The 20,038-nt window shown below is 33.0% G+C and carries 23 protein-coding genes and 1 pseudogene; 19 read left to right on the top strand and 5 right to left on the bottom strand.

From position 1 onward, the window contains the following. The first annotated feature begins 307 nt into the window (after nucleotides 1–307). The gene (locus tag Y7E_RS28855) at nucleotides 308–739 is read left to right on the top strand and encodes an isochorismatase family protein (RefSeq protein ID WP_017149446.1); all 432 of its coding nucleotides are present in this window, start codon (nucleotides 308–310) and stop codon (nucleotides 737–739) included. Nucleotides 740–953: 214 nt separating this feature from the next. Then, the gene (locus Y7E_RS0100970) at nucleotides 954–1,418 is read left to right on the top strand and encodes a GNAT family N-acetyltransferase (protein WP_017149445.1); all 465 of its coding nucleotides are present in this window, start codon (nucleotides 954–956) and stop codon (nucleotides 1,416–1,418) included. Nucleotides 1,419–1,553: 135 nt separating this feature from the next. Here Y7E_RS0100970 and Y7E_RS0100965 read toward each other — a convergent pair whose 3' ends face one another. Then, complete coding sequence (locus tag Y7E_RS0100965; protein WP_017149444.1) at nucleotides 1,554–2,018, bottom strand: hypothetical protein; 465 nt, start codon at nucleotides 2,016–2,018, stop codon at nucleotides 1,554–1,556. Between the two features lie 750 nt (nucleotides 2,019–2,768). Between Y7E_RS0100965 and Y7E_RS0100960 the strand changes: the two genes are divergently transcribed. After that, the gene (locus Y7E_RS0100960) at nucleotides 2,769–3,473 is read left to right on the top strand and encodes a class I SAM-dependent methyltransferase (protein WP_017149443.1); all 705 of its coding nucleotides are present in this window, start codon (nucleotides 2,769–2,771) and stop codon (nucleotides 3,471–3,473) included. A 185-nt stretch (nucleotides 3,474–3,658) separates the two neighbouring features. On the opposite strand, the gene secY is transcribed toward Y7E_RS0100960, so the two are convergent. After that, nucleotides 3,659–4,963: a preprotein translocase subunit SecY gene (gene secY / locus Y7E_RS0100955; protein WP_017149442.1), complete on the bottom strand. Its 1,305-nt coding sequence runs from the start codon at nucleotides 4,961–4,963 to the stop codon at nucleotides 3,659–3,661. Nucleotides 4,964–5,255: 292 nt separating this feature from the next. On the opposite strand from secY, the gene Y7E_RS34020 reads away from it, so the two are divergent. Then, nucleotides 5,256–5,414, top strand: coding sequence for a hypothetical protein (locus tag Y7E_RS34020; protein ID WP_237741325.1), 159 nt, complete (start codon nucleotides 5,256–5,258; stop codon nucleotides 5,412–5,414). A gap of 341 nt (nucleotides 5,415–5,755) precedes the next feature. Further along, the gene (locus tag Y7E_RS0100950; protein WP_017149441.1) at nucleotides 5,756–5,974 is read left to right on the top strand and encodes a hypothetical protein; all 219 of its coding nucleotides are present in this window, start codon (nucleotides 5,756–5,758) and stop codon (nucleotides 5,972–5,974) included. Between the two features lie 107 nt (nucleotides 5,975–6,081). Here Y7E_RS0100950 and Y7E_RS34015 read toward each other — a convergent pair whose 3' ends face one another. Both Y7E_RS34015 and Y7E_RS0100940 read right to left on the bottom strand, forming a co-directional pair. Continuing rightward, nucleotides 6,082–6,534: a hypothetical protein gene (locus Y7E_RS34015; protein ID WP_017149440.1), complete on the bottom strand. Its 453-nt coding sequence runs from the start codon at nucleotides 6,532–6,534 to the stop codon at nucleotides 6,082–6,084. Between the two features lie 618 nt (nucleotides 6,535–7,152). Further along, nucleotides 7,153–7,491, bottom strand: coding sequence for a VOC family protein (locus Y7E_RS0100940; protein WP_017149439.1), 339 nt, complete (start codon nucleotides 7,489–7,491; stop codon nucleotides 7,153–7,155). Between the two features lie 456 nt (nucleotides 7,492–7,947). Here Y7E_RS0100940 and Y7E_RS0100935 point away from each other — a divergent pair, with 456 nt between their 5' ends. The 11 genes and pseudogenes from Y7E_RS0100935 to Y7E_RS0100885 all read left to right on the top strand — a co-directional run bounded on the left by Y7E_RS0100935 (nucleotide 7,948) and on the right by Y7E_RS0100885 (nucleotide 16,713). Continuing rightward, on the top strand, nucleotides 7,948–8,598 hold the full coding sequence (locus tag Y7E_RS0100935; RefSeq protein WP_017149438.1) for a YdeI/OmpD-associated family protein: 651 nt from the start codon (nucleotides 7,948–7,950) through the stop codon (nucleotides 8,596–8,598). Nucleotides 8,599–8,958: 360 nt separating this feature from the next. Beyond that, the gene (locus tag Y7E_RS0100930; protein ID WP_017149437.1) at nucleotides 8,959–10,074 is read left to right on the top strand and encodes an NAD(P)/FAD-dependent oxidoreductase; all 1,116 of its coding nucleotides are present in this window, start codon (nucleotides 8,959–8,961) and stop codon (nucleotides 10,072–10,074) included. 211 nt (nucleotides 10,075–10,285) lie between these two features. Continuing rightward, nucleotides 10,286–10,855, top strand: a complete 570-nt coding sequence (locus Y7E_RS0100925) for a GNAT family N-acetyltransferase (protein ID WP_017149436.1) — start codon at nucleotides 10,286–10,288, stop codon at nucleotides 10,853–10,855. A 128-nt stretch (nucleotides 10,856–10,983) separates the two neighbouring features. After that, entirely contained in the window at nucleotides 10,984–11,358 is a 375-nt protein-coding gene (locus tag Y7E_RS0100920) for a nucleotide excision repair endonuclease (protein WP_017149435.1), read from the top strand. Nucleotides 11,359–11,517: 159 nt separating this feature from the next. Beyond that, nucleotides 11,518–11,709 carry a hypothetical protein gene (locus Y7E_RS0100915; protein WP_017149434.1) on the top strand — a complete coding sequence of 64 codons (192 nt, stop codon included), beginning with the start codon at nucleotides 11,518–11,520 and terminating at the stop codon, nucleotides 11,707–11,709. A gap of 184 nt (nucleotides 11,710–11,893) precedes the next feature. Further along, nucleotides 11,894–12,352, top strand: a complete 459-nt coding sequence (locus Y7E_RS0100910) for a DinB family protein (protein WP_017149433.1) — start codon at nucleotides 11,894–11,896, stop codon at nucleotides 12,350–12,352. Between the two features lie 334 nt (nucleotides 12,353–12,686). After that, nucleotides 12,687–13,466, top strand: a complete 780-nt coding sequence (locus Y7E_RS0100905) for an undecaprenyl-diphosphate phosphatase (protein ID WP_017149432.1) — start codon at nucleotides 12,687–12,689, stop codon at nucleotides 13,464–13,466. 277 nt (nucleotides 13,467–13,743) lie between these two features. Next, complete coding sequence (locus tag Y7E_RS0100900; RefSeq protein WP_017149431.1) at nucleotides 13,744–15,066, top strand: FAD-dependent monooxygenase; 1,323 nt, start codon at nucleotides 13,744–13,746, stop codon at nucleotides 15,064–15,066. 90 nt (nucleotides 15,067–15,156) lie between these two features. Continuing rightward, nucleotides 15,157–15,675, top strand: a complete 519-nt coding sequence (locus tag Y7E_RS0100895) for a GNAT family N-acetyltransferase (protein ID WP_017149430.1) — start codon at nucleotides 15,157–15,159, stop codon at nucleotides 15,673–15,675. A gap of 35 nt (nucleotides 15,676–15,710) precedes the next feature. After that, entirely contained in the window at nucleotides 15,711–16,232 is a 522-nt protein-coding gene (locus Y7E_RS0100890) for a YfiT family bacillithiol transferase (RefSeq protein ID WP_017149429.1), read from the top strand. Then, a pseudogene (locus Y7E_RS0100885) lies at nucleotides 16,226–16,713 on the top strand (GNAT family N-acetyltransferase). The gene Y7E_RS0100890 and the pseudogene Y7E_RS0100885 overlap by 7 nt, the downstream one beginning before the upstream one ends. A 176-nt stretch (nucleotides 16,714–16,889) precedes the next feature. Here Y7E_RS0100885 and Y7E_RS0100880 read toward each other — a convergent pair. Beyond that, nucleotides 16,890–17,267: a PH domain-containing protein gene (locus Y7E_RS0100880; protein WP_017149427.1), complete on the bottom strand. Its 378-nt coding sequence runs from the start codon at nucleotides 17,265–17,267 to the stop codon at nucleotides 16,890–16,892. A gap of 188 nt (nucleotides 17,268–17,455) precedes the next feature. Here Y7E_RS0100880 and Y7E_RS0100875 point away from each other — a divergent pair, with 188 nt between their 5' ends. From Y7E_RS0100875 to Y7E_RS0100865, 3 genes are all read left to right on the top strand, one after another. Further along, nucleotides 17,456–18,307, top strand: a complete 852-nt coding sequence (locus Y7E_RS0100875; protein WP_017149426.1) for a patatin-like phospholipase family protein — start codon at nucleotides 17,456–17,458, stop codon at nucleotides 18,305–18,307. Nucleotides 18,308–18,326: 19 nt separating this feature from the next. Then, nucleotides 18,327–18,698 carry a YxiJ-like family protein gene (locus Y7E_RS0100870; protein ID WP_017149425.1) on the top strand — a complete coding sequence of 124 codons (372 nt, stop codon included), beginning with the start codon at nucleotides 18,327–18,329 and terminating at the stop codon, nucleotides 18,696–18,698. A 135-nt stretch (nucleotides 18,699–18,833) separates the two neighbouring features. Then, nucleotides 18,834–20,027 carry an alpha/beta hydrolase gene (locus Y7E_RS0100865; RefSeq protein WP_017149424.1) on the top strand — a complete coding sequence of 398 codons (1,194 nt, stop codon included), beginning with the start codon at nucleotides 18,834–18,836 and terminating at the stop codon, nucleotides 20,025–20,027. Nucleotides 20,028–20,038 lie beyond the last annotated feature (11 nt).

The following is a 20,038-nucleotide window of genomic DNA, read 5'->3' as shown; positions in this document are numbered from 1 at the left end:
TTTTATAGAAACTTAACGCACCTATAAATAACAGAAAAAACAAACTATTAGATAGAGTTAGAACTTTTTATATGTTATAATTATATATCATTTTAATAAAAGAGCCCTGTATATAATAGGGCTCTTTTGAAGTGTGAAGTAGAAGATAGATAATATATATTAAAGGGCAATAAAAATTTTAATTCAACAAACGGATAGGGGAGATACATGTGAAACAAGCATTAATTGTTATCGATTTGCAAGAAATCTTTTTTTCAGAAGAAAAAATTACTTATATCAGCATGAACAGTTGCTTGAGAATGTAAATATGGTCATTAACTGGGCAAAAACCAAGGCTGTACCGGTTATTTTCATCCAGCATACAGACCAAAATCCATCAAATGAAATGGCAAAGGGTAAGTACGCTTGGGAATTACATAAAGGGCTGTACCGAGAAACTAGTGATATTGTAATCGAGAAAATCACATGGGACTCCTTCTATCAAACTACTTTAGAGGAAACATTAAAAAAATTAGGTATCGAACAACTGATTTTCGTGGGGGCTCAAACTGAATTTTGTTTAGATACGACAATACGAATCGCCTATAGTAAGGGTTATCAGCATAATTTACTAGTAAAAAGCGCGCATAGTACATTAAATAGTAACCAACTCAGCGCAGAGCAAATTATAGAGCATCATGAATCTGTATGGAATAACCGTTTTGTACAAATACAGCCGCTTGATTTATATAAGTTATGAGAGGATTCATGAGGCTTTTCCAATCCCATTAAACAACTTGAATAAAAGGGGGGGGAAATGCTAGATGTTATGATTTCCGGTATTAAAGAAGAACCGCTAGAGAATAACAAGTGCTCCTCTTGGAGTTAGAGCGCAAGCATCAATTAAAAAAGTTAGTATGTTTGTTTATGAATTTATAAAAAGTAAGGGAAATCTTGATAATAAGGGGAGTCTTATGGAGATAAAAATAGATGATTTAACTGGTACTGAAGTAGAAAAATTATTGATGGATCATCTGCAAAGCATGGCACTACATTCTCCTCCAGAAAGCAGACATGCTCTAGATTTAGACGGATTGCGGAAAGAAGATATTACATTTTGGAGTGCATGGGAAGAAAATGATTTAGTTGGATGCTGCGCACTTAAAGAACTCAATAGCCAACATGGAGAAATAAAATCAATGAAAACTGCTTCTTTACATTTAAGAAAGGGTGTTGCGAAGCGGCTTCTTCAACATATAATTGAGGAAGCAAAGCGACGTGGTTACCAGAGGTTAAGTTTAGAAACAGGATCTATGGATGTATTCAAACCAGCTAGAAATTTGTATACAAGTATAGGATTTCAATATTGCAAACCGTTTTCGGAATATAAAGAGGATCCAAATAGTGTGTTTATGACAATGGAATTGATATGTAATTAAATAGTTTTTAATATGTATACTGCTGTTTTTCAAAGTTATATAAATTAAATGTTAGTTTAAAATAAAATTCAACTTCACCCCTTTGGATAAAATTATCTAAAGGGGTATTTTCGGTAACAAGGTATTTAGTTATATTTACAGCATATCATCCCATGAACTTTGACCATTGTAGGATATACCATGCTGCTCTTCCGCCATTTTCATAGGGTCCTCGTGAGAAAGAGTAAATACCATTTTTGGTTTTTCATCTTTAATGTACAAGATGTAAATAGTATCGTGGATCAGATCTATTGGTTGACCCGGGATTTTTTCAAGGCGCATCGTACCCTTTGTTTTCACCATTGTATAGTAAGGATTGAGAGGAATCTCTTCAACTGGGGTCGTTTTGACGAATTGAAAACCCAAGGAATGTAAGTATTCCTGACTTTTTTCAGTCCCTGCCAGATAATCTTCTTTTGAGACTATCTGAAGAGCGCCACTAGGATCGGCACCCACCAGGGGATTACTTACATGAGGAGCCAGAAGATCTGGCTCAAACGCATTATGCGCCCGATTGAACTCCTCAAAGTATGTTCGGATTTTATCACTTACTTGATTCATGGTTCTTCACCAATCCTTTCTTAATCAATAAAGTCTTCTTTTTCCCGTTTTTATCCTCTCTTTTTCTCAATCATCCTATTTGAGAGAGAGGGTGGTTGAGAACTTTATATGTGTATTCTATTTTTGTAAGGTTTACATTATGTAACAATATCGAAATTCAACATATCTACGAACCTAAAAAATCCAAAAAGGATTTTTTTATTTATAAGGAGTACGGTCACATGCCTATCAAGCTAAGAAAACAAGTTACCTTAAAAACGAAAAATGAGCTACATTGCTTATAGCAAAATATAATAAGCTAAATTTTATTTTTGAGGACTGCAAAGGATCAGCTTGATACAAATTGGTGATATTTCAGTAAGAAATGTGCTCATTTTCTTACTACTGGTAATAGAATTTATGTAAATAATCAAAGAAACATCTTTATTTAATGAGAATGTATATCCACTCCATTTGCAATATTGTCGTAATAATCGTAAAGATAATTCCGAAAAAACAGAATTACATTCTGGTTCTAAGGACATTTCTAATTGTTTGATTGGATTTTAAGAAAGAGTGAGGTAAATACTTTTAAAGTAATATAAAAATAAAATTAGGTATCTTTATGCGTGTTAAATTAGCATAAATAGGCATATGTAGAGAGTTTAAATCTATTTGGATTTAAAGTGTTGTTAATCCTAAAGAAACACGAATTATTCTAATTATTAGTACAATTAGAATGTAAGATTTAATTGGAAAGAAGGGGTTATTGTGAAAGAAACAATTAGTAGTTATGAAGATTTATTAAATATGTTAGATTCATTATTACGTGAACCAACTCAATTTTGGGATGATTTTTATTCAAATCGTGAAAAAGGAGTACCCTTTTTCACTAATAAACCAGATGAGAACCTAGTTAATTATTTCAAGAAAAAATTACTTAATCCAGGAAAAGTTCTAGAACTTGGATGCGGTCCAGGCAGAAATGCAATTTACTTTGCTGAAAAAGGATGCTTAGTTGATGCAGTAGATTTATCACAGGAATCAATTCAATGGGCAACCGAACGTGCAAAAGAAAAAAATGTAAATTTTATTAATAACAATATCTTTGACTTAGAAATTGAAGAGGGTACATACGATATTGTGTATGATTCAGGATGCTTTCATCATATTGCACCACACAGAAGAATGAATTATATAAATTTGGTGAACAAGGCTTTAAAACCAGGTGGTTATTTTGCAATCACTTGTTTTGTTCAGGGTGGAGAATTAGGTGGGGCAGACATAACGGATTGGGAAGTATACAAACTACAAAGTCTTAAAGGTGGATTAGGATTTACAGCTGAAAAACTTAGAGCCATCTTTAGAGACTTTTCTGAGGTAGAAATACGTAGAATGAAAGAGATAAATCAATCAAATACAGTATTTGGTGTCTCTGGACTGTGGACAGCTTTATTTATGAAAAAGGCTTACTGAATAGTAAGAAGAATTAAGTGAATATAAAGCAATATCAGAGGATGAAATATCTTTTTTCAAAAAAGAAAACAAAGTCTTTCTGATAACTCAACATTTATATAAACTATTTTATAAAGCAACATGAAAACCCCTCTCGTATATAAAACGGGAGGGGACCATTATATTGAGTTTGTATGTACAAAGCATTAGTTTACTTTCTTTATAAATCCTTTGTAATGACGTTTTACAAGCTGACTTTCTAATGTCTTCATTGTTTCTAGTGCTACCCCTACAATGATAAGTAAACTTGTACCACCAATTTGAGCAGAAGGTGGTAAAGTAGCAACCTTCGTGAATACAAGTGGTAAAATTGAGATAGCGCCTAGGAAGATGGCACCAATAAACGTTAAACGATATAAAATCTTTGTTACATATTGTTCTGTTGATTTACCCGGACGAATGCCTGGAACATATCCATTTTGTTTTTTCAAGTTCTCCGCCATTTGCTCAGGATTTACTTGAATAAATGCATAGAAGTATGTGAAAGCAATAATGAGACCAACATAAAGTGTCATGCCAAATGGGTGTGCAAAATCTAGATTTGTACTTAACCATTTGGAAACATTAGAGTCCGGGAAAAGCTGTGCGATTGTCCGCGGTGTCATGAGAAATGCAGAAGCAAAGATTACTGGGATTACACCAGCACTATTTACTTTAAGAGGTAAATGAGTATTTTTCGCTCCTTGATATTGATTATTCCCTGAAACAGCTTTTGCATATTGAATAGGTATTTTTCGAATTGCCTGTTGAATATAGATAACACCGACAACGATTGCTAAAATAACTAATCCAATCAATACGATTTTGACAATATGCATAAAGAGTTGATCTCCGGCATTTTGGAATTGCTGTAAATAAATCTGATTTACTACATTGGGAATTGCCGCAACAAGTCCTGCAAAGATAAGCATTGAAATTCCGTTACCTACGCCGTTTGCAGTAATTTGCTCACCTAACCAAAGTAAAAATGCAGTACCAGCAGTTAGCACTGTAGCGATAAATAAATATGTAGTCCAGCCTGGATTAGAAATTAACTGTCCGCCTGCTATATTGTTAAAGCCAATAGACATTCCGATGGCTTGAATGAATGCGAGAATGATTGTAAAGTATCGGGTAAATTGAGCTGATTTTTTGCGGCCCATTTCACCCTGCTTTGCCCACTCTGTAAATTTTGGTACAACATCCATCTGTAACAGCTGTACAATGATGGAAGCTGTAATGTATGGCGTGATACCTACAGCAAAGATTGAGAAGTTTTGCAAAGCTCCTCCGCCAAATACATTAAGCATACCTAAAACATTGGCTTGATCTTGTACTTTTAATACCTCTGCGTTAGTATGAGGAACTGGTATAAACGTGCCAATTCGAAAAACAATTAACATCGCAAGTGTAAAAAGGATCTTCCTTCTTATCTCAGCTACTCTCATAAAGTTTGAAATCGTACGAAACATCATGTCGCCTCCTGTATTTTTTATCAGCGTTCTTAATGAAAGAAAACTGATTTTTATATCCTGATGAACAACCAACAATCCTCCTTCCGTGTAGAATTCATTCGACAAATGGATTTTCATACATTTTGTAGTGTTGTTATGGATATAAAAAATACAGATCTTTTTATAAGCGAAAGATTAAATTTCGTAATCATTCAATAACCATAATATAACTAAAAAATAAATAAATGTACATAGATAAGGCCGAAAAGAGTGAAAAATACAATCATAGAGAACTTATACATTATTATCTGTGCAGATTAATCATTGCTTATACGAACTAACAGGAATTGATGAATATATTTTAAAAGATTTACCTTGGTTTATCAGAATGCATCGATTAGTGACCTTTGCGAAAGTGATACAAACAGTTGATATTGTAGAATCATCGAAAACTTTACAAAACAGTTAGGAGAGACATATATTTTAATGAAAAGTAAAAAACCTAAGAATAATGGTATAAAAAATACCGTTATTCCTTTGTACTTGTCCAATTTATATACATGATTTTATACATTGTTGTTATAGCGGGGATTCTAAAGATCTTTGCGATTTTTTTGGTCTCTTTTTTTGTATGAAATCTTGTATAGGATAGTGAAATACCACTTCTTTGAAATATAGACTATGAAACAAGCAATTCTTGTATTTAAACATAGAATATAATGAGTTCAATATAGACTATGAAACAAGTAATTCTTGTATTTAAACATAGAATATAATGAATTCAATATTTCTAGAAGGAGGTGTTTTTAAATGTCTCATCGTCATGAAAAATGCGTATGTGAACAGTTAGTAACTTTACCATTAGGTACAGAAGTAGATATTTTTTTAAGTGGAAATACAATCGAAGACGTTATTTTTGTTAATTTCAATATGGAAAATTTTTGTGCAACTTTTGTAGATAATGTAACAGAACCAGGAACTGTGATTGTTTTAGATTGTAGAGATATTTTAGCACTTCGTATTGAATAATTAGATAGAAAAAAGAGCTTTGAAAAAAGCTCTTTTTTCTTTTTATAATTAAAAAGAAAAAAAATATTTTTAGTTAATTGTGATTATACTGATACAATGATGCAATTTTATGGAGATGAAAATCTAGCTGCTTCAAAATGTGTTCCTTCGTTATTCAAAATAGTCATATTTCCTCCGCTAATAATTGTCCATACTTGGACTTTATCCCTTTTATTTAATTGTAGAATAGTACTTATTCTTACGGCATAAGGTCGTCCAGCTAATTCTGGCACAAAATGGTGATCTTCTTTGACGATATCAATATCATTTACACGTATTAACATTGTTGTAGTACGAGAAGTATCAAAAGGAAATTTAGCAAGAAATGCTGCACCTGCAGTAATAATATATACTCCCTTTCTTTGAGGAACAAAGGTTGAATCGGATATATTATATTCATTTTTTAAATCAAATTGTTTAGTTTCATACGTAATCTGTTGAAATCGTTCAATAATTACATTCTGGTTAAATGCTTTTACAGCTCTAAATGCGGATGGTCTAATTAATTGTAGTAAAGTCACTATAGGATTCCCCTCCCTTTATTATTAACTTATGAATTATATAAAAAGAGTGATTGGACAAGAATTCTGGGGGATTGAGATTTTCTTTTTCCTCTTTTTTGTATAGATTCTTAAATTGATAGATGGAAAAGGTAATGAAACTTCTCTTTGGGGTATCGTCACCTGTCCATCAACTTAAATAATGAATAACCCCGTCCACCTTGCTAATATTTTGAAATGCTCACAAAACAAAATTATTATCTATCCACAGTTATCTATGAGAATTTTGTTCATTTTTATCGTTTTTGGGGCAACCTGTTCTGTTAGATTGATGACAATGGGGTATTTCTTTTCACTAGCTTGATTGGCATGGGATACCGCCAACATTTTGAAAAAAACATGTGAAGTAAAATAGATATGAAAAATCCAATTCTAACCACATATAGGTTAGAATTGGATTTTTTTGATTCAAATATCTAAGTTGTATTTTGGTATCTCTGTATAGCAAACCAAAGAAGTCCAATGAATAACCAGTATGTCATGAGTCAGGAGGGATGTCCATTCATATTATTTTAAAATGTAATCTTAAGATTACATTTTAAAATATTCTGCTATTGAACGATCATTGAATATCTTCATTTAACTAAACACCTCTATGTTAAATCCACCTGGGGCTTTAACATAGAATGTCCAGCGATGAGTCCTTTTTGGCGGTTTTACATCAAATCCATCATTCTTCAAGTGTTGATAGATCTCGTTCACCCGTTCTTCACTCTCCTGCGAAAAACCTATATGAAAGGATTTCGGGTAACTGACCTGAGTACCTTTCATCAAAGCGAGCAATAATCCATCTTCGTCTAACAGTACAGCGAATGAATCGCCATGCGTACTCTTAGTTTGTAGGTTGAAATATTTCTCCAAGAACTTTCGAGCAGCGTTAACGTCAGTGACCGTTAGATTGATATGGTTTAGTTTCAAAGGTTCCACTTCCTCTCTATAGTTATAATACCTTCATCCCTATATTCACTTTTTAAAAATGCTCTCCCAAAACGGGAAGTTGTTAAGAAAAAATACTCATAATCAAAACAGTATAATCCTTTAAAATCTTTGAAAGCTTTTGTTGCTTACATGTTTTATTCTATAATTGACTATTAATAAATAAAAAGACATTTTAATATATCTCTTTATATACTCGAGTATATGAATGAAGGAGTGACGAACATGGAACTGCTGCAACACTTCAAGGGATATTAAAGAATGCGTTAATAAAGGTAATTAATGATACCGATGTTGCGGGGAGAGTTGCTAAGGTTGGTGATATGACTCTTTTAAAGCGTAGTTTTTTTCGATTTACTGGTGATACTTCCTATAGTAATATTGTGCTATGAAATAATAAAATATAATGAAAACTTGAATTGAAAGAAGGAGCCAGCAATGACAATTATCGATAAATTAAATCTTAACAAATATACAAATATGGTGGTTGTCAACCAACCGGAAGATTACGATGTCTTTACTAAACAAGCAACTACTCTTTCAAACGATCATGATGCTATTTTCGTTTTTGTAGAAACAATTGATGAGATGGTACAGCACACGCAACTTATTCTTAATAAACAACTATTACTTGAAAAAGGCTATTTATTTTTTGCTTATCCGAAAAAAGGTAACACTCGTTATGAAACTTTTATTCACAGAGATGAAATATTTCCAGCAATGAACGTTGGAGAAGATGGATACGTAGATAATAGTGATATCAAGTTCGCACGAATGGTAAGTATGGATGATGTCTTTACTGTCGTTGGTTTGAAACGCGAAAAAAAGAAAATTAAGAAAACATCTGCTGCTAGTCAATGTGTTGCTGATTATGTAGAGAATATTAAAGATGTAGAAGCATTATTAGCTGATCACCCAAATGAACTTCTGTTTTATCAAGGTTTAACACCAGGATATCAAAAAGATTGGGCACGTCACATATTCTCAGCAAAGCAGCAACAAACACGTGAAAAGCGTGAGCAGCAAATGATTGAAATCCTTTCACAAGGATATAAGTCACTTGATTTATTCCGCAGAAAGAAGAAATAAAGAAGTTTCAGTAGTGGAACTGGAGTATGTCAAAATGACCTAACTTTTTAAAGATTGCAGTCTCCATGCCCCATTAATAGTAGATATGTATGTTTAATCTCAAGATGTAAAACATATCCTTGATTTCATGTTATAAATAAGGAATCAAGGATATGTTTTTTTATGAAATTCGATTTTCGATATTAAAATACATAATGATGACAAAATTAATAGAATGAAAAAGTTGAAAAAACCTCTCCTTCAAGTATACTGAATATGGTTCAGGATTTATGAGAGTTGCTTTTTTACAGCATCTAAAATGTGTAGAACCTTTATACAGTAAATAAAACTTAAAAGAATGAATAAGAAAAGGTGTTTGAAATGAAATCGTATATTGTAGTTGGAGCTGGAATTTTAGGAGCGTCTACTGCTTATCACCTTGCTAAGACAGGAGCTCATATTACATTAGTTGACCGTCAGGATTTAGGGCAAGCAACGGATGCGGCGGCAGGAATTGTATGTCCTTGGCTTTCACAGCGTCGTAATCAAGCTTGGTACAAAATTGCCAAAGGCGGGGCGCGATATTATGCTTCTTTAATTCAGCAATTAGAAGATGACGGCGAAACAGATACAGGGTATAACCGGGTAGGTGCTATTAGCTTACATACAGATGATAAAAAGTTAGATCAAATGGAGGAGCGAGCGTATAAGCGACGTGAGGATGCTCCGGAAATCGGTGAAATCACTCGTCTATCGCCAGAGGAAACAAATAGTTTATTCCCGCCATTATCTGAAGAATATGCTGCAGTACATATAAGTGGTGCTGCTCGAGTAAATGGAAGAGCGCTTCGTCAGTCTCTCGTAAATGCTGCGAAAAAGCATGGTGCTATTTTTATAAAAGGCGATGCTGTTTTAGTTCATGAAAATAATCATGTCAAAGGTGTTACTGTAAATGGTGAAACAGTAACGGCAGATCAAGTGATTGTTACAGCAGGAGCGTGGGCAAATGAATTGCTAAAACCACTTGGGGTTAACTTTCTTGTGACTTTCCAAAAAGCACAAATTGTTCATTTACATATGCCAAATATGAATACTGAAAGCTGGCCAGTTGTTATGCCGCCAAACGATCAGTATATTTTAACCTTTGAAGATGGCCGTGTAGTTGTGGGAGCAACACATGAAAATGATACTGGTCTTGATTATCGTGTTACAGCGGGTGGTTTACATGAAGTCTTTGATAAGGCATTGTCTGTGGCACCAGGGTTAGAAAATAGTACGATGCTGGAAACGAGAGTTGGTTTTAGACCATTTACACCAGGATTTCTCCCAGTCATTGGTCCGTTACCGAAGTTTAAAGGTATACTAGTTGCGAATGGTCTAGGTGCTTCTGGATTAACAGCGGGTCCATACTTAGGTTCTGAACTTGCGAAACTTGCTTTAGGACAACCGATAGAATTAGATTTAAGTCATTATGATGTAGCTGGTGCAATTGAATAGTTATTAGATCTAGAAACAAAAAAGATTAGGAATAACTACCTAATCTTTTTTGTTGTTTCTTTCTACAATGTCCGTAGTAAATTTTATATGTGCAGAGGGAATTTTGAGTATGTTGGAGAAAAGCTATATGGATTGTAATTTTGAAATAGATAGCATCAAAAACATAAAACAATTACACATAGAATTTTAAAGGATTAAGGAGTTGCCATAAATGTATAACTATAACGTTGGGATAAGAAGACCAACCATTGAAGATTATGAAGAGTTAAATCAATTGTTTCATACAGTCATTATGGATACGTTTGCTAGAGAAGGTTTATCGGAGTTGGCTGATGACATAGAAAATGAACTTGAAACTAAAAAGCAGTACTTGAAATGTGACTTTGATAACGATGGGAAAAATCGATATTTTTTGATAGCTGTAGATAAACGTTGTAATAAAATTATCGGCACAATTGAATTTGGTCCATCCAGTAAACTTATTAATAGTTGCACAGATGGCGCATTAAAAGACTTGTATGAACTAGGTACTTTATTTGTACTTCCGAATTATCAAAGACGCGGCATCGGAAATTTACTTTTAAATGTGGTACTCCTTACCTTATTAGGTAGAGGGATTAAAGAATTCTGTTTGGATAGCGGATATACTAACGCACAGAAAATATGGAAGAAAAAATTTGGAGAGCCTAACTTTTTGCTAAAGGATTATTGGGGTAAATCATATGATCATATGATTTGGAGAAAATGCATAAAAGATATACCTATAATATTTAGTAGATAGTAAAAGTTGTTTTTTAGCAAATCGTTTGTACAAATCTAATTAAATTGCATTTATAATCAACACGAATAGCTTTTCTTACATACTTGTGCTATTATTTACCTTTATAATAAAAGAGGACGTGAAGTAACTTGATTAAAATTGATATACCTGCAGTTGATGTTTCTATAACAGAAAGAAAACAAGTGATAAAAGGAGATGAGCCAAGAATTACTCCAATTCATGGATTCATCGATTTCCACTTGTTCCCAAGAGATAAAGGCGGCATTTTTATGTTTTATAATATTAATGACGAACTTCTCTTTGTTGGGAAAGCACGTAAAATAAGACAGCGTATTAAAAAGCATTTTGAAGACAATGTTTCACCAATTAAAGCACATCGTGATGAAGTATACCGCATTGATGTATGTATTGTAGAAGATCCAACGGAAAGAGAAATTTACGAAACATATATTATTAATGAGCTTCAAGCGAAGTATAATGTTGATAAGGTATTTTATAAATAAAATAAGAGCAATTTAAAACATGATCTTAGTACTATATTAAGGTCATGTTTTTTTCGTTAAACAGATAGATGGTTATTGTATTTGTAAGAATATAATTAAACGACTTTATTATTCATACACAATTGATTGAAATAAAATACTAATTTTAGGAGGAATAAAATGCATGCGAATAAAGATAAACAAAAAACAGTAGCACTTATAATTGCTTCACTTATTTTTCTTGGTTTTACTTTAATGGGTTTGTATAATTTCGCAAGAACAAACCTTTTTTATGTAAATTTAGCAGGCTTATTAATCAACAGTTTCATGTTATTTGTAATAACTAAAACATTGTGTAAGAAAGTAGTTTAAATCGGAGAGAGGCACTCGTGAGGGTATCTTTTTTATGTTTATTTACTATGTATTCTCGTTTAGAAGTAAAAAACAATCAATAGCAAAAGACCACCTAGTTGGAGTTCGTTAAGCATATTAGATGTATTTCGTGATTGTTTCTGGTAGATTTAAATAAACTGTACATAAGAAAGGAAACGATAGAGTGAATAGAACAGTAGGTTTAAAACAATTTGAATTAACCCGTGGAGCATTAGTTAAATTTATGGAAACGTTGGATGCAAAAACTGCGGATAAGCAGCCGGAGGGCTTCAACAACACAATCCGTTGGCATATTGGTCACGTGTTAACTGCAGCAGAGTCTTTCATGTTTGGAAAAGAGTTTAAGCATTTGCCAAGTGAATATTCTGGTCTGTTTGGATATGGCACAAGACCATCTGAATGGAAAACAGAAGGACCTTCATTAGAAGTGTTAATGTCTCAATTGCAAGAACAAGCACAGCGCATTAATGGAATTCCGGAAGAATCATTTGAAAAGAAACTTTCAGAGCCATTCTTAGGATTAGGAACGGTAGGTGAGCTTTACGGTATGATGCTGTACCATGAAGCAGATCATATCGGTCAAATGAAAGCGATGAAACGTATTATAGAAGCGAAAAAGTAACAAAATAAAAAAAGCCCTACCGTTTTGAAAAAGGTTTAATCGTTTATAAAAAAGAAAAAACCGAAATCGCAGATAGATTTCGGTTTTTTCTTTTTGAGCAAACAGAGAAGGTTAGTTTAAATACGAAATTAAGGAAAATGCGGTATCGTTGTAATATTACTGCATAAACAAGGAGCCGTTAGTTTCAAAGGAAAACAAATTTCAGTATATTAAGAGCGTGTATGCGCTCTTTTTTTGTCTGAAAAATCCCTATACCTCGTATTCCTTTTCCTTTCTTTCATAACAGGTAAAAATAAACATATACTGGTACAAGCAAACAAGAAAGGAGATCACCATGAACTGGTTAGAAGCCTTTATATTAGGAATTATTCAGGGGTTAACGGAATTTTTACCTATAAGCAGTACCGGTCACTTGTATTTAGGAAGACATTTATTTAACTTAGATGAAGCTGGTCTTTTCTTAGACACGATGCTTCATATTGGTACATTGCTAGCAGTGTTTATTTATTATAAAAAAGAGTTTATCTATTTAATTAAAAATCCATTTTCAAAACTTACTTTCTTACTTGTTATTGGAACAATTCCAGCGGTCGTTATCGGTCTATTATTTAAAGACTTCTTTGAAGAGATTTCAAAAACAGGTGTAACAATTGGGTGGGAATTTTTAGTGACAGGTTTGTTTTTATATATGGCAGAGAAACAAAAAAATGGACGTAAGAAAATGGATGACATTACATATCAAGATGCTTTCATTATTGGTTCGTTTCAAGCGTTTGCTATTTTTCCAGCAATCTCTCGTTCTGGTATGACAATTGTCGCTGCACTTTGGAGAAAATTAGATCGTGAAACAGCGGCATATTTTTCATTCTTATTATCAACGCCTGCTATCGTTGGAGCTATCGTTTTACAATCTGTGGACGTATTCCAAGGGAAAGCTGAAACCATTTCAACTACATCGTTAATCGTTGGTACTTTATCTGCGGCATTTTTCGGATATATTGCAGTATCTTGGATGATCCAATACTTAAAACAGCATTCCCTTAAAGTTTTCGCGTATTATGTATGGGCTCTAGGTGCTTTAATTTTAACTTTACAGTTCACTGGCGTATTTTAAGGAGGAAGAAATTTTAAGAAGCACAGTCAAGCAGTAAACTTATTTTATGATGGGGCTTGCTGGTGAAACATAATTACATGTTAGTTATTTGTTTACGCAGTACTTGTAATGAATGGGAAAGATGAATAAATGTTGATAAAAAAATCCTGCTGTGAAATTTTATAGCAGGATTTTTTATTTTATGATTCTATTAATATGCCAGGAGAATACAAAGGAAAATAAAAAATCATATTTTCGCATCATGAAAGTAGCGGAAATATCTTTCGGGAGGTAAAAAATGTTAGAAAAAGCAATAGTTATTGGTGGTAGTATAGCTGGAAAACTAGCAGCAAAAGCTTTATCTGATTTTTTTCAAGAAGTAATTATTTTAGAAGCAGGCGAAGAATGGCGTGAAAAAAGCCCTCGAAAAAGAGTACCTCAAAGTCATCATCCGCATGTGTTATTAAAGGGTGGTGAAGTAGCAATTGAGAAATTATTTCCTGCAATTACGACCCAATTAAAAGAAGATGGTGGCATTGTAAATAATTTTACGGGAGATTTGAAATGGCATCATTTTGGTTTATGGAAACAACCATTTATTGGGGATTTGAATGCGGTTCAACAAAGTCGTCCTATGCTTGAGTGGCATATACAACAAAGAATGAGTCAAGTAACTAATATTACAACAAAGTATGAAACAATGGTTGAACAATTAATAGTAGATCGACAGCATAACAAAATCTCTGGAGTAAAAGTACGGTGCATGAAAACAGGAAACAAAGAAAATTTCCAAGCAGATCTAGTTGTGGATGCAAGTGGATTTGGTTCGAAAAATATAGAGTGGTTAGAAATACATGGAATAGAAGTAAAAGAAGAAAAAGTATGGATTCAATTATTTTACGCGACTAGGGTATTCCGTCTAAAACAGAATGAACGCCCTGATTGGTGCAATTTACTTATTTCTCCTAGCTTTCCTGAAAATCCTTATGGTGCCTTTATTCAAACTATTGAAGACAATCGATATTTCGTGACTTTTAGCGGATACGCCAATGAGAATGCACCAAAAACAGATGAAGAATTCCTTGCATTTGCTCATAAGTTACCTGCACCAGATGTCATTCATTTTCTTGAACAAGCAGAACCGATTACAGATATAAAAATACATAAGATTCCTTATCAAGTACGTCGGCGATTTGATTTAGTGAAAAATATGCCAGAAGGATTTTTAGTAATTGGAGATGCTCACTGTCGCTTTGATCCAGTTTTTGGACAAGGAATTTCTGTCGCTGCTATGGAAGCTGTAGAGCTACAAATGAGTTTAATGAAAACAACATCGCTACATAATGGTTTTACTCGAGAATTTTATAAGCGTATTTCTAAGATTATTGCAACTCCTTGGGAAATGGTAACAACAGAAGCATTTCGCCATCCCAAGATAAAAGGAAAAAAAACTTTTATACAACCATTTCAACAATGGTATACGAAAAAAATATATCAACTTTCCGCAAGTAATACAGACATTTATATTCGTTTGGTTCGGGTAATGAACCTTATTCGTAGTCCTCTACATCTTTTTCATCCTAAGGTATGGTTTGCTATTCTTACGGCTCGACAGAAATAGAGGAGGTTAATCCTACTACAAGCAGAAGGAAGTTAACTATTAAATGTCGAATTTATAATAGTTAATTGATCAAAAAGGAATGAGTCATGAATGGAAATATACATAGAAAAATTAAAGGAACAAGATGCGGAAGAGTTGTTTGCTTTTGAGTGTTATAACAGAACCTTTTTTGAAAAGACGGTACCAAGTCGTGGTGATGATTACTATGTGTATGAGACGTTTCAGTGCAAACACGAGACATTGTTAAAGGAACAAAAAGAAGGCATTTCCTCCTTCTATCTCATACGGAATATGGAAAAGACCATTGTTGGTCGAATAAACTTAGTAGATATAGAGAAAGATAAACAATTGGGATATCTTGGTTATCGTGTAGGAGAAGCTTTTATTGGAAAAGGAATTGCAACTAAGGCCATTCAATTACTTCTAAATCAAGCAGTAAACAATCAAATTACTGAAATTCATGCAAAGACAACCAATAATAACATTGCTTCACAAATCGTATTAGAAAAAAGCGGTTTTTCAGGTGCCGCAATTGATAAAACAGTTTTAGAGCTAAATGGTCAAAAGATTAATTTCATTCATTACGTTTGGAAACATACTACAATATGATAAAAGAAATTTTAAAACAAAAGGGGAACACTATAATGAAGGACTTACGTTATCCAATTGGGAAGTTTACTCATGAAGGAAATGTTACGGAGGAAATGGTAGAAAAGTGGATTCAAGAAATTAAAAATCTCCCTACAGAACTAACAAAGGCAATTAAAGATTTAGATAAAGAGCAGTTAGATACACCATATCGAACTGGCGGATGGACAGTAAGGCAAGTTGTTCATCATGTTGTTGATAGTCATATGAACAGTTATATTCGTTTTAAATTAGCACTTACAGAAAATAACCCGACAATTAAACCGTATATGGAGGAGAAATGGGCAGAGCTCCCTGATTCAAAATTACCTGTAGACGTTTCCCTTGTATTATTAGATTCACTACATAAAAGATGGATAAATTTATTAAACTCTTTAGAACAGGCAGATCTTGAGAAAACTTTTAATCACCCAGAATCAGGTGAAACAAGACTTAATGTGGCAATCGGATTATATGCGTGGCACGGTCGTCATCATACTGCACATATTACTTCTTTGCGGGAACGATTAGGGTGGTAAAATTGTTATGGAAATAACACTAGAAAGAGCGATAGATTTTGATGCAGAATCTATTTTTAATATTCAAGTAGAGGCATTTATGCCGTTATTAGAAAAATATAAGGACTATAAAACGAATCCTGCTAATGAAACGATTGAGAAAGTAATTGCAAGAATAAACAATCCTACCGGTGGATTATATAAAATATTAGTTGATAATATTCTCGTGGGAGCTATTTGTGTATTTTGGAAAGAAAAGACGACGCAATTCTGGATAAGTCCTATGTTTATTCTGCCTAATTATCAAGGGAAAGGGATAGCTCAAAAAGTACTCGTTTTAATAGAGAAGATGTTTCCACAAGCAACTAGTTGGGAATTGGCTACAATTTTAGAAGAAGAACGTAATTGTTATCTATATGAAAAAATAGGTTACATTAAGACGGGGTTAAAAAAGAAGTTGAATGATAATACAACACTTGTTTATTATCAGAAGGCATTATAAAAATAGTTTTTAAAGGGATAGATAAAACAGAGTAAATCTGTATCGTATATCCCTTTATTTTGGTCCTATAAAATACAATAAAGTAAAATGTTTTTGTATTTTTAAAAGAAAATAATGCATGTTGTTCCAAAAAATACGGGGTTAATACTTTTAATTTTGCATAAAAATACAAGTTATTATTTTGTTGTATATTTTACTAATGCTTTTTGGACACTTAAAATACTATCATCATCTTTAAATTCTTTTGTAATCGGTTCGTGCATACTAGATACCCAAATTTTAAGTTCTGCATCTAAATCAAAATGACCTGCTGTTTCGATGCTAAATTGTGTAATGCTTTTATATGGAATAGAATGATATTCTGTTTTCTTACCAGTTACACCTTGTTTATCTACTAAAATCATTCGTCGATTTGTAAATACAATTAAGTCTCGAATCAATTTATATGCATACTCAATTTGTTCATGATCAAGCATAATCCTTTGTAAGTCACGCTCGACATTTTCTGTATTTGTATCAGATGCATTTCCTAAAATACCACTGAATAAACCCATATGAAATTCCTCCTTTATGATCTATGGAATGAGTTTCTTTTATTGTATCACGTTATAGACTAAGAGATTCTTACAATGCAGTAAGAGCTTTTTAAAGCAAATGCAATGATTTTATTAACACTTCATCATAATATCTTATGCTAAAATATAATTAATAAAATCAAGAAACAAGTGCAGAGGGAGTATACATGAAAAACATCGGTTTAGTATTAGAAGGCGGAGGCATGAAAGGGTTATATTCGGCGGGAGTACTTGAATACTTTATGGAGAATGATTTATTTTTTCCATATGTAGTTGGAGTATCGGCTGGAGCATGTATGGGCGCAACGTACCTATCTCGCCAAAAAGGGAGAAATAAAAAAGTAAATACAGAATTAGTGTCTGATTATCGTTACATATCTTATCGAAACTTAATACGAAAACGGGAATTGTTTGGTATGGACTTTCTCTTTGATGAAGTGCCTAATAAAATTGTACCGTTTGATTTTCAAACTTTTTTAAATACAAATGAGCAGTTTGTAATTGGCACAACTGATTGTGAGACAGGACAAGCTGTCTATTATAATAAGCAAGAGCACGGGGATGATATATTAAAAATCATTCGTGCATCAAGTTCTGTACCATTTATTGCTCCGGCTGTGGACTATGATGGTAAAAAACTTTTAGACGGGGGAATCATTGATCCTATTCCTATTCGAAAAGCACAAAAAGATGGATTTCAAAAGAACATTGTTATTATGACAAAGCCAGAAGGATATGAGAAAAAACGTAATAAGTTTTCACCGATGGCAAAATATTTATATAGACGATATCCGAAAGTAGCTGAGCTTTTAGTAGAGCATTATCGGTTTTATAATGAAACCGTTTCTTATATGTCTTCAGATGAACAAAAAGAAAACTTTTTTGTAATTCAACCAAGTATGCAGCTTCCTGTAAGTGGGATTGAAAGAAATAAAGATAAGCTTGTTAATTTATATAATCTTGGATATCAGGATGCCAAGAATCAGTATGAGCGGTTATTAGAATGGATAGAGAAATGATAACTATAGGGGTGAACAGTTGATACTAGGAAAAAAAGTAATTTTTGAAGAGTTACAGAAACTACATGATTCTTTACATCAGCCATTTCCATATCGTGATGTACGTAAAATGCGTAAAGATTTCAAAGAAAAATTTGATGAATCTGATTGTTTAAGTGCTGACCTTAATATCTACTGGATGAATATTGCAGGAACTTTAAGTTATGTCCTAAATGGAAAGATAGAAAAAATTCCGTTGCATCAAATTCAGTTACTTCGCGTATCATTTTTTGAGCGATTTAAGCAATTTTGTTTTCTAGAGAAACATATTGAAAATTACCTATTATTCTATAGAGACTATATGTATTATGAGAAAGCACGTAAATTATTACTTTACTACCTTGCTGAGTAAGAATGGAAACACACAGATTATATTGATTGTGTGTTTTTTCTGTTCATAAAATATACAACATTAGTACCTTATTTATATAGGAATTTATTTATTAAGAAAGAAGAAGTAATGTAATACGTAAAGGGGGGAAGAGGAATGAAATCAATACTAAGCCCTAAGATAGCAGAACTTACAGGTCAATTAAGTAATGGAGATACACAAGCTTTTCATACATTTTTAGATAAAATCAAAGCAAATGAGACGCCACTTATAGAATCTTGTCCAATGAATGATCAGTATCATCTTATTACTTACATATGGTTAGGGGATAAAGAAACAGAAAATGTATATGTGTTTGGTAGTTACCCTGGTTGGGACCTTAATTCTAATCAACTAGAACGACTTTCAGACACGAATTTATGGTACAAAACGTTTCGAACGAATGAAAAGTTTATTTCTACCTATCACTTTTCAGTTAATGATTATTTTGAACACAATTGGGTAGCGCGTAGTGAACAATATCAGTTAGATCCATTTAACAGTAATATATTTGGAGAAGGAACAGATAGAGCAGCTGTTTTAGAGATAGGAATAGAAATGTCGTACGATAAAAGATTTCCTAAAAATTATAATCCTCAGGGAGAAGTTGAAACATATTCTTTTTACAGCTTTATTTTAGGTAATACACGAAAGTTATATATTTACACACCTCATGATTATTCTCTTACATCCAGCCTTCAAGAACTTATCATCACATTCGATGGAAACTCATTTATGCAAAATCTTTCAGCACCAGCAACACTTGATTATTTCATTCATACACAAAAGATTCCTTCGTGTATTGTTGTTGGGATTGATCATGTAGATCGATTGAATGAGCTTACCTACAACTACAAAATGAACTCATTTTTAACAGAAGAGCTACTTCCTTGGATTCAAACGAAATATCATGTACACAAGGATCCATCGCATATAACAATTGCTGGCTTAAGCCTCGGTGGTCTAGCAGCGTTTTATGCAGTACTTCAGAATCCTCATATTTTCGGAAATGTGCTGTCATTGTCAGGTTCTGTACATTGGAAAAAAGACGGGTATGAAGAAAATCTTCCTTGGGTTGAGAAAGAATTTTTATCAATGAATAATACGTTACGACTTCGTATGTATATGGCAGCTGGCACCCTTGAGAATGAACCGCTTTTAAAAGCTAATAGAAGCTTATATAAGACACTTAAAGAAAAAGAATATCAAATTACCTATAGTGAATTCCAAGGCGGTCATGACGAAATCTGGTGGCGAGAACAACTTGCTGAGGGTTTATTAGCATTAAATAATTCAAGAGCGCTATCTTAAAAAGAAATGAG

The sequence above is a fragment of the Bacillus bingmayongensis genome (assembly GCF_000299035.1).
GTDB classification, from domain to species: Bacteria; Bacillota; Bacilli; order Bacillales; family Bacillaceae_G; genus Bacillus_A; species Bacillus_A bingmayongensis.
Note: the sequence above shows the minus strand (reverse complement) of the source record. Positions and strands in the feature narration are given on the sequence as shown.

Bases quoted from the DNA above. Each gene is read 5' to 3' on its own strand.
- Y7E_RS28855 (WP_017149446.1), top strand. From the start codon at position 308: ATGGTCATTAACTGGGCAAAAACCAAGGCTGTACCGGTTATTTTCATC.
- Y7E_RS0100970 (WP_017149445.1), top strand. From the start codon at position 954: ATGGAGATAAAAATAGATGATTTAACTGGTACTGAAGTAGAAAAATTA.
- Y7E_RS0100965 (WP_017149444.1), bottom strand. From the start codon at position 2,018: ATGAATCAAGTAAGTGATAAAATCCGAACATACTTTGAGGAGTTCAAT.
- secY (WP_017149442.1), bottom strand. From the start codon at position 4,963: ATGTTTCGTACGATTTCAAACTTTATGAGAGTAGCTGAGATAAGAAGG.
- Y7E_RS0100950 (WP_017149441.1), top strand. From the start codon at position 5,756: ATGTCTCATCGTCATGAAAAATGCGTATGTGAACAGTTAGTAACTTTA.
- Y7E_RS0100935 (WP_017149438.1), top strand. From the start codon at position 7,948: ATGACAATTATCGATAAATTAAATCTTAACAAATATACAAATATGGTG.
- Y7E_RS0100930 (WP_017149437.1), top strand. From the start codon at position 8,959: ATGAAATCGTATATTGTAGTTGGAGCTGGAATTTTAGGAGCGTCTACT.
- Y7E_RS0100925 (WP_017149436.1), top strand. From the start codon at position 10,286: ATGTATAACTATAACGTTGGGATAAGAAGACCAACCATTGAAGATTAT.
- Y7E_RS0100915 (WP_017149434.1), top strand. From the start codon at position 11,518: ATGCATGCGAATAAAGATAAACAAAAAACAGTAGCACTTATAATTGCT.
- Y7E_RS0100905 (WP_017149432.1), top strand. From the start codon at position 12,687: ATGAACTGGTTAGAAGCCTTTATATTAGGAATTATTCAGGGGTTAACG.
- Y7E_RS0100900 (WP_017149431.1), top strand. From the start codon at position 13,744: ATGTTAGAAAAAGCAATAGTTATTGGTGGTAGTATAGCTGGAAAACTA.
- Y7E_RS0100895 (WP_017149430.1), top strand. From the start codon at position 15,157: ATGGAAATATACATAGAAAAATTAAAGGAACAAGATGCGGAAGAGTTG.
- Y7E_RS0100890 (WP_017149429.1), top strand. From the start codon at position 15,711: ATGAAGGACTTACGTTATCCAATTGGGAAGTTTACTCATGAAGGAAAT.
- Y7E_RS0100880 (WP_017149427.1), bottom strand. From the start codon at position 17,267: ATGGGTTTATTCAGTGGTATTTTAGGAAATGCATCTGATACAAATACA.
- Y7E_RS0100875 (WP_017149426.1), top strand. From the start codon at position 17,456: ATGAAAAACATCGGTTTAGTATTAGAAGGCGGAGGCATGAAAGGGTTA.
- Y7E_RS0100865 (WP_017149424.1), top strand. From the start codon at position 18,834: ATGAAATCAATACTAAGCCCTAAGATAGCAGAACTTACAGGTCAATTA.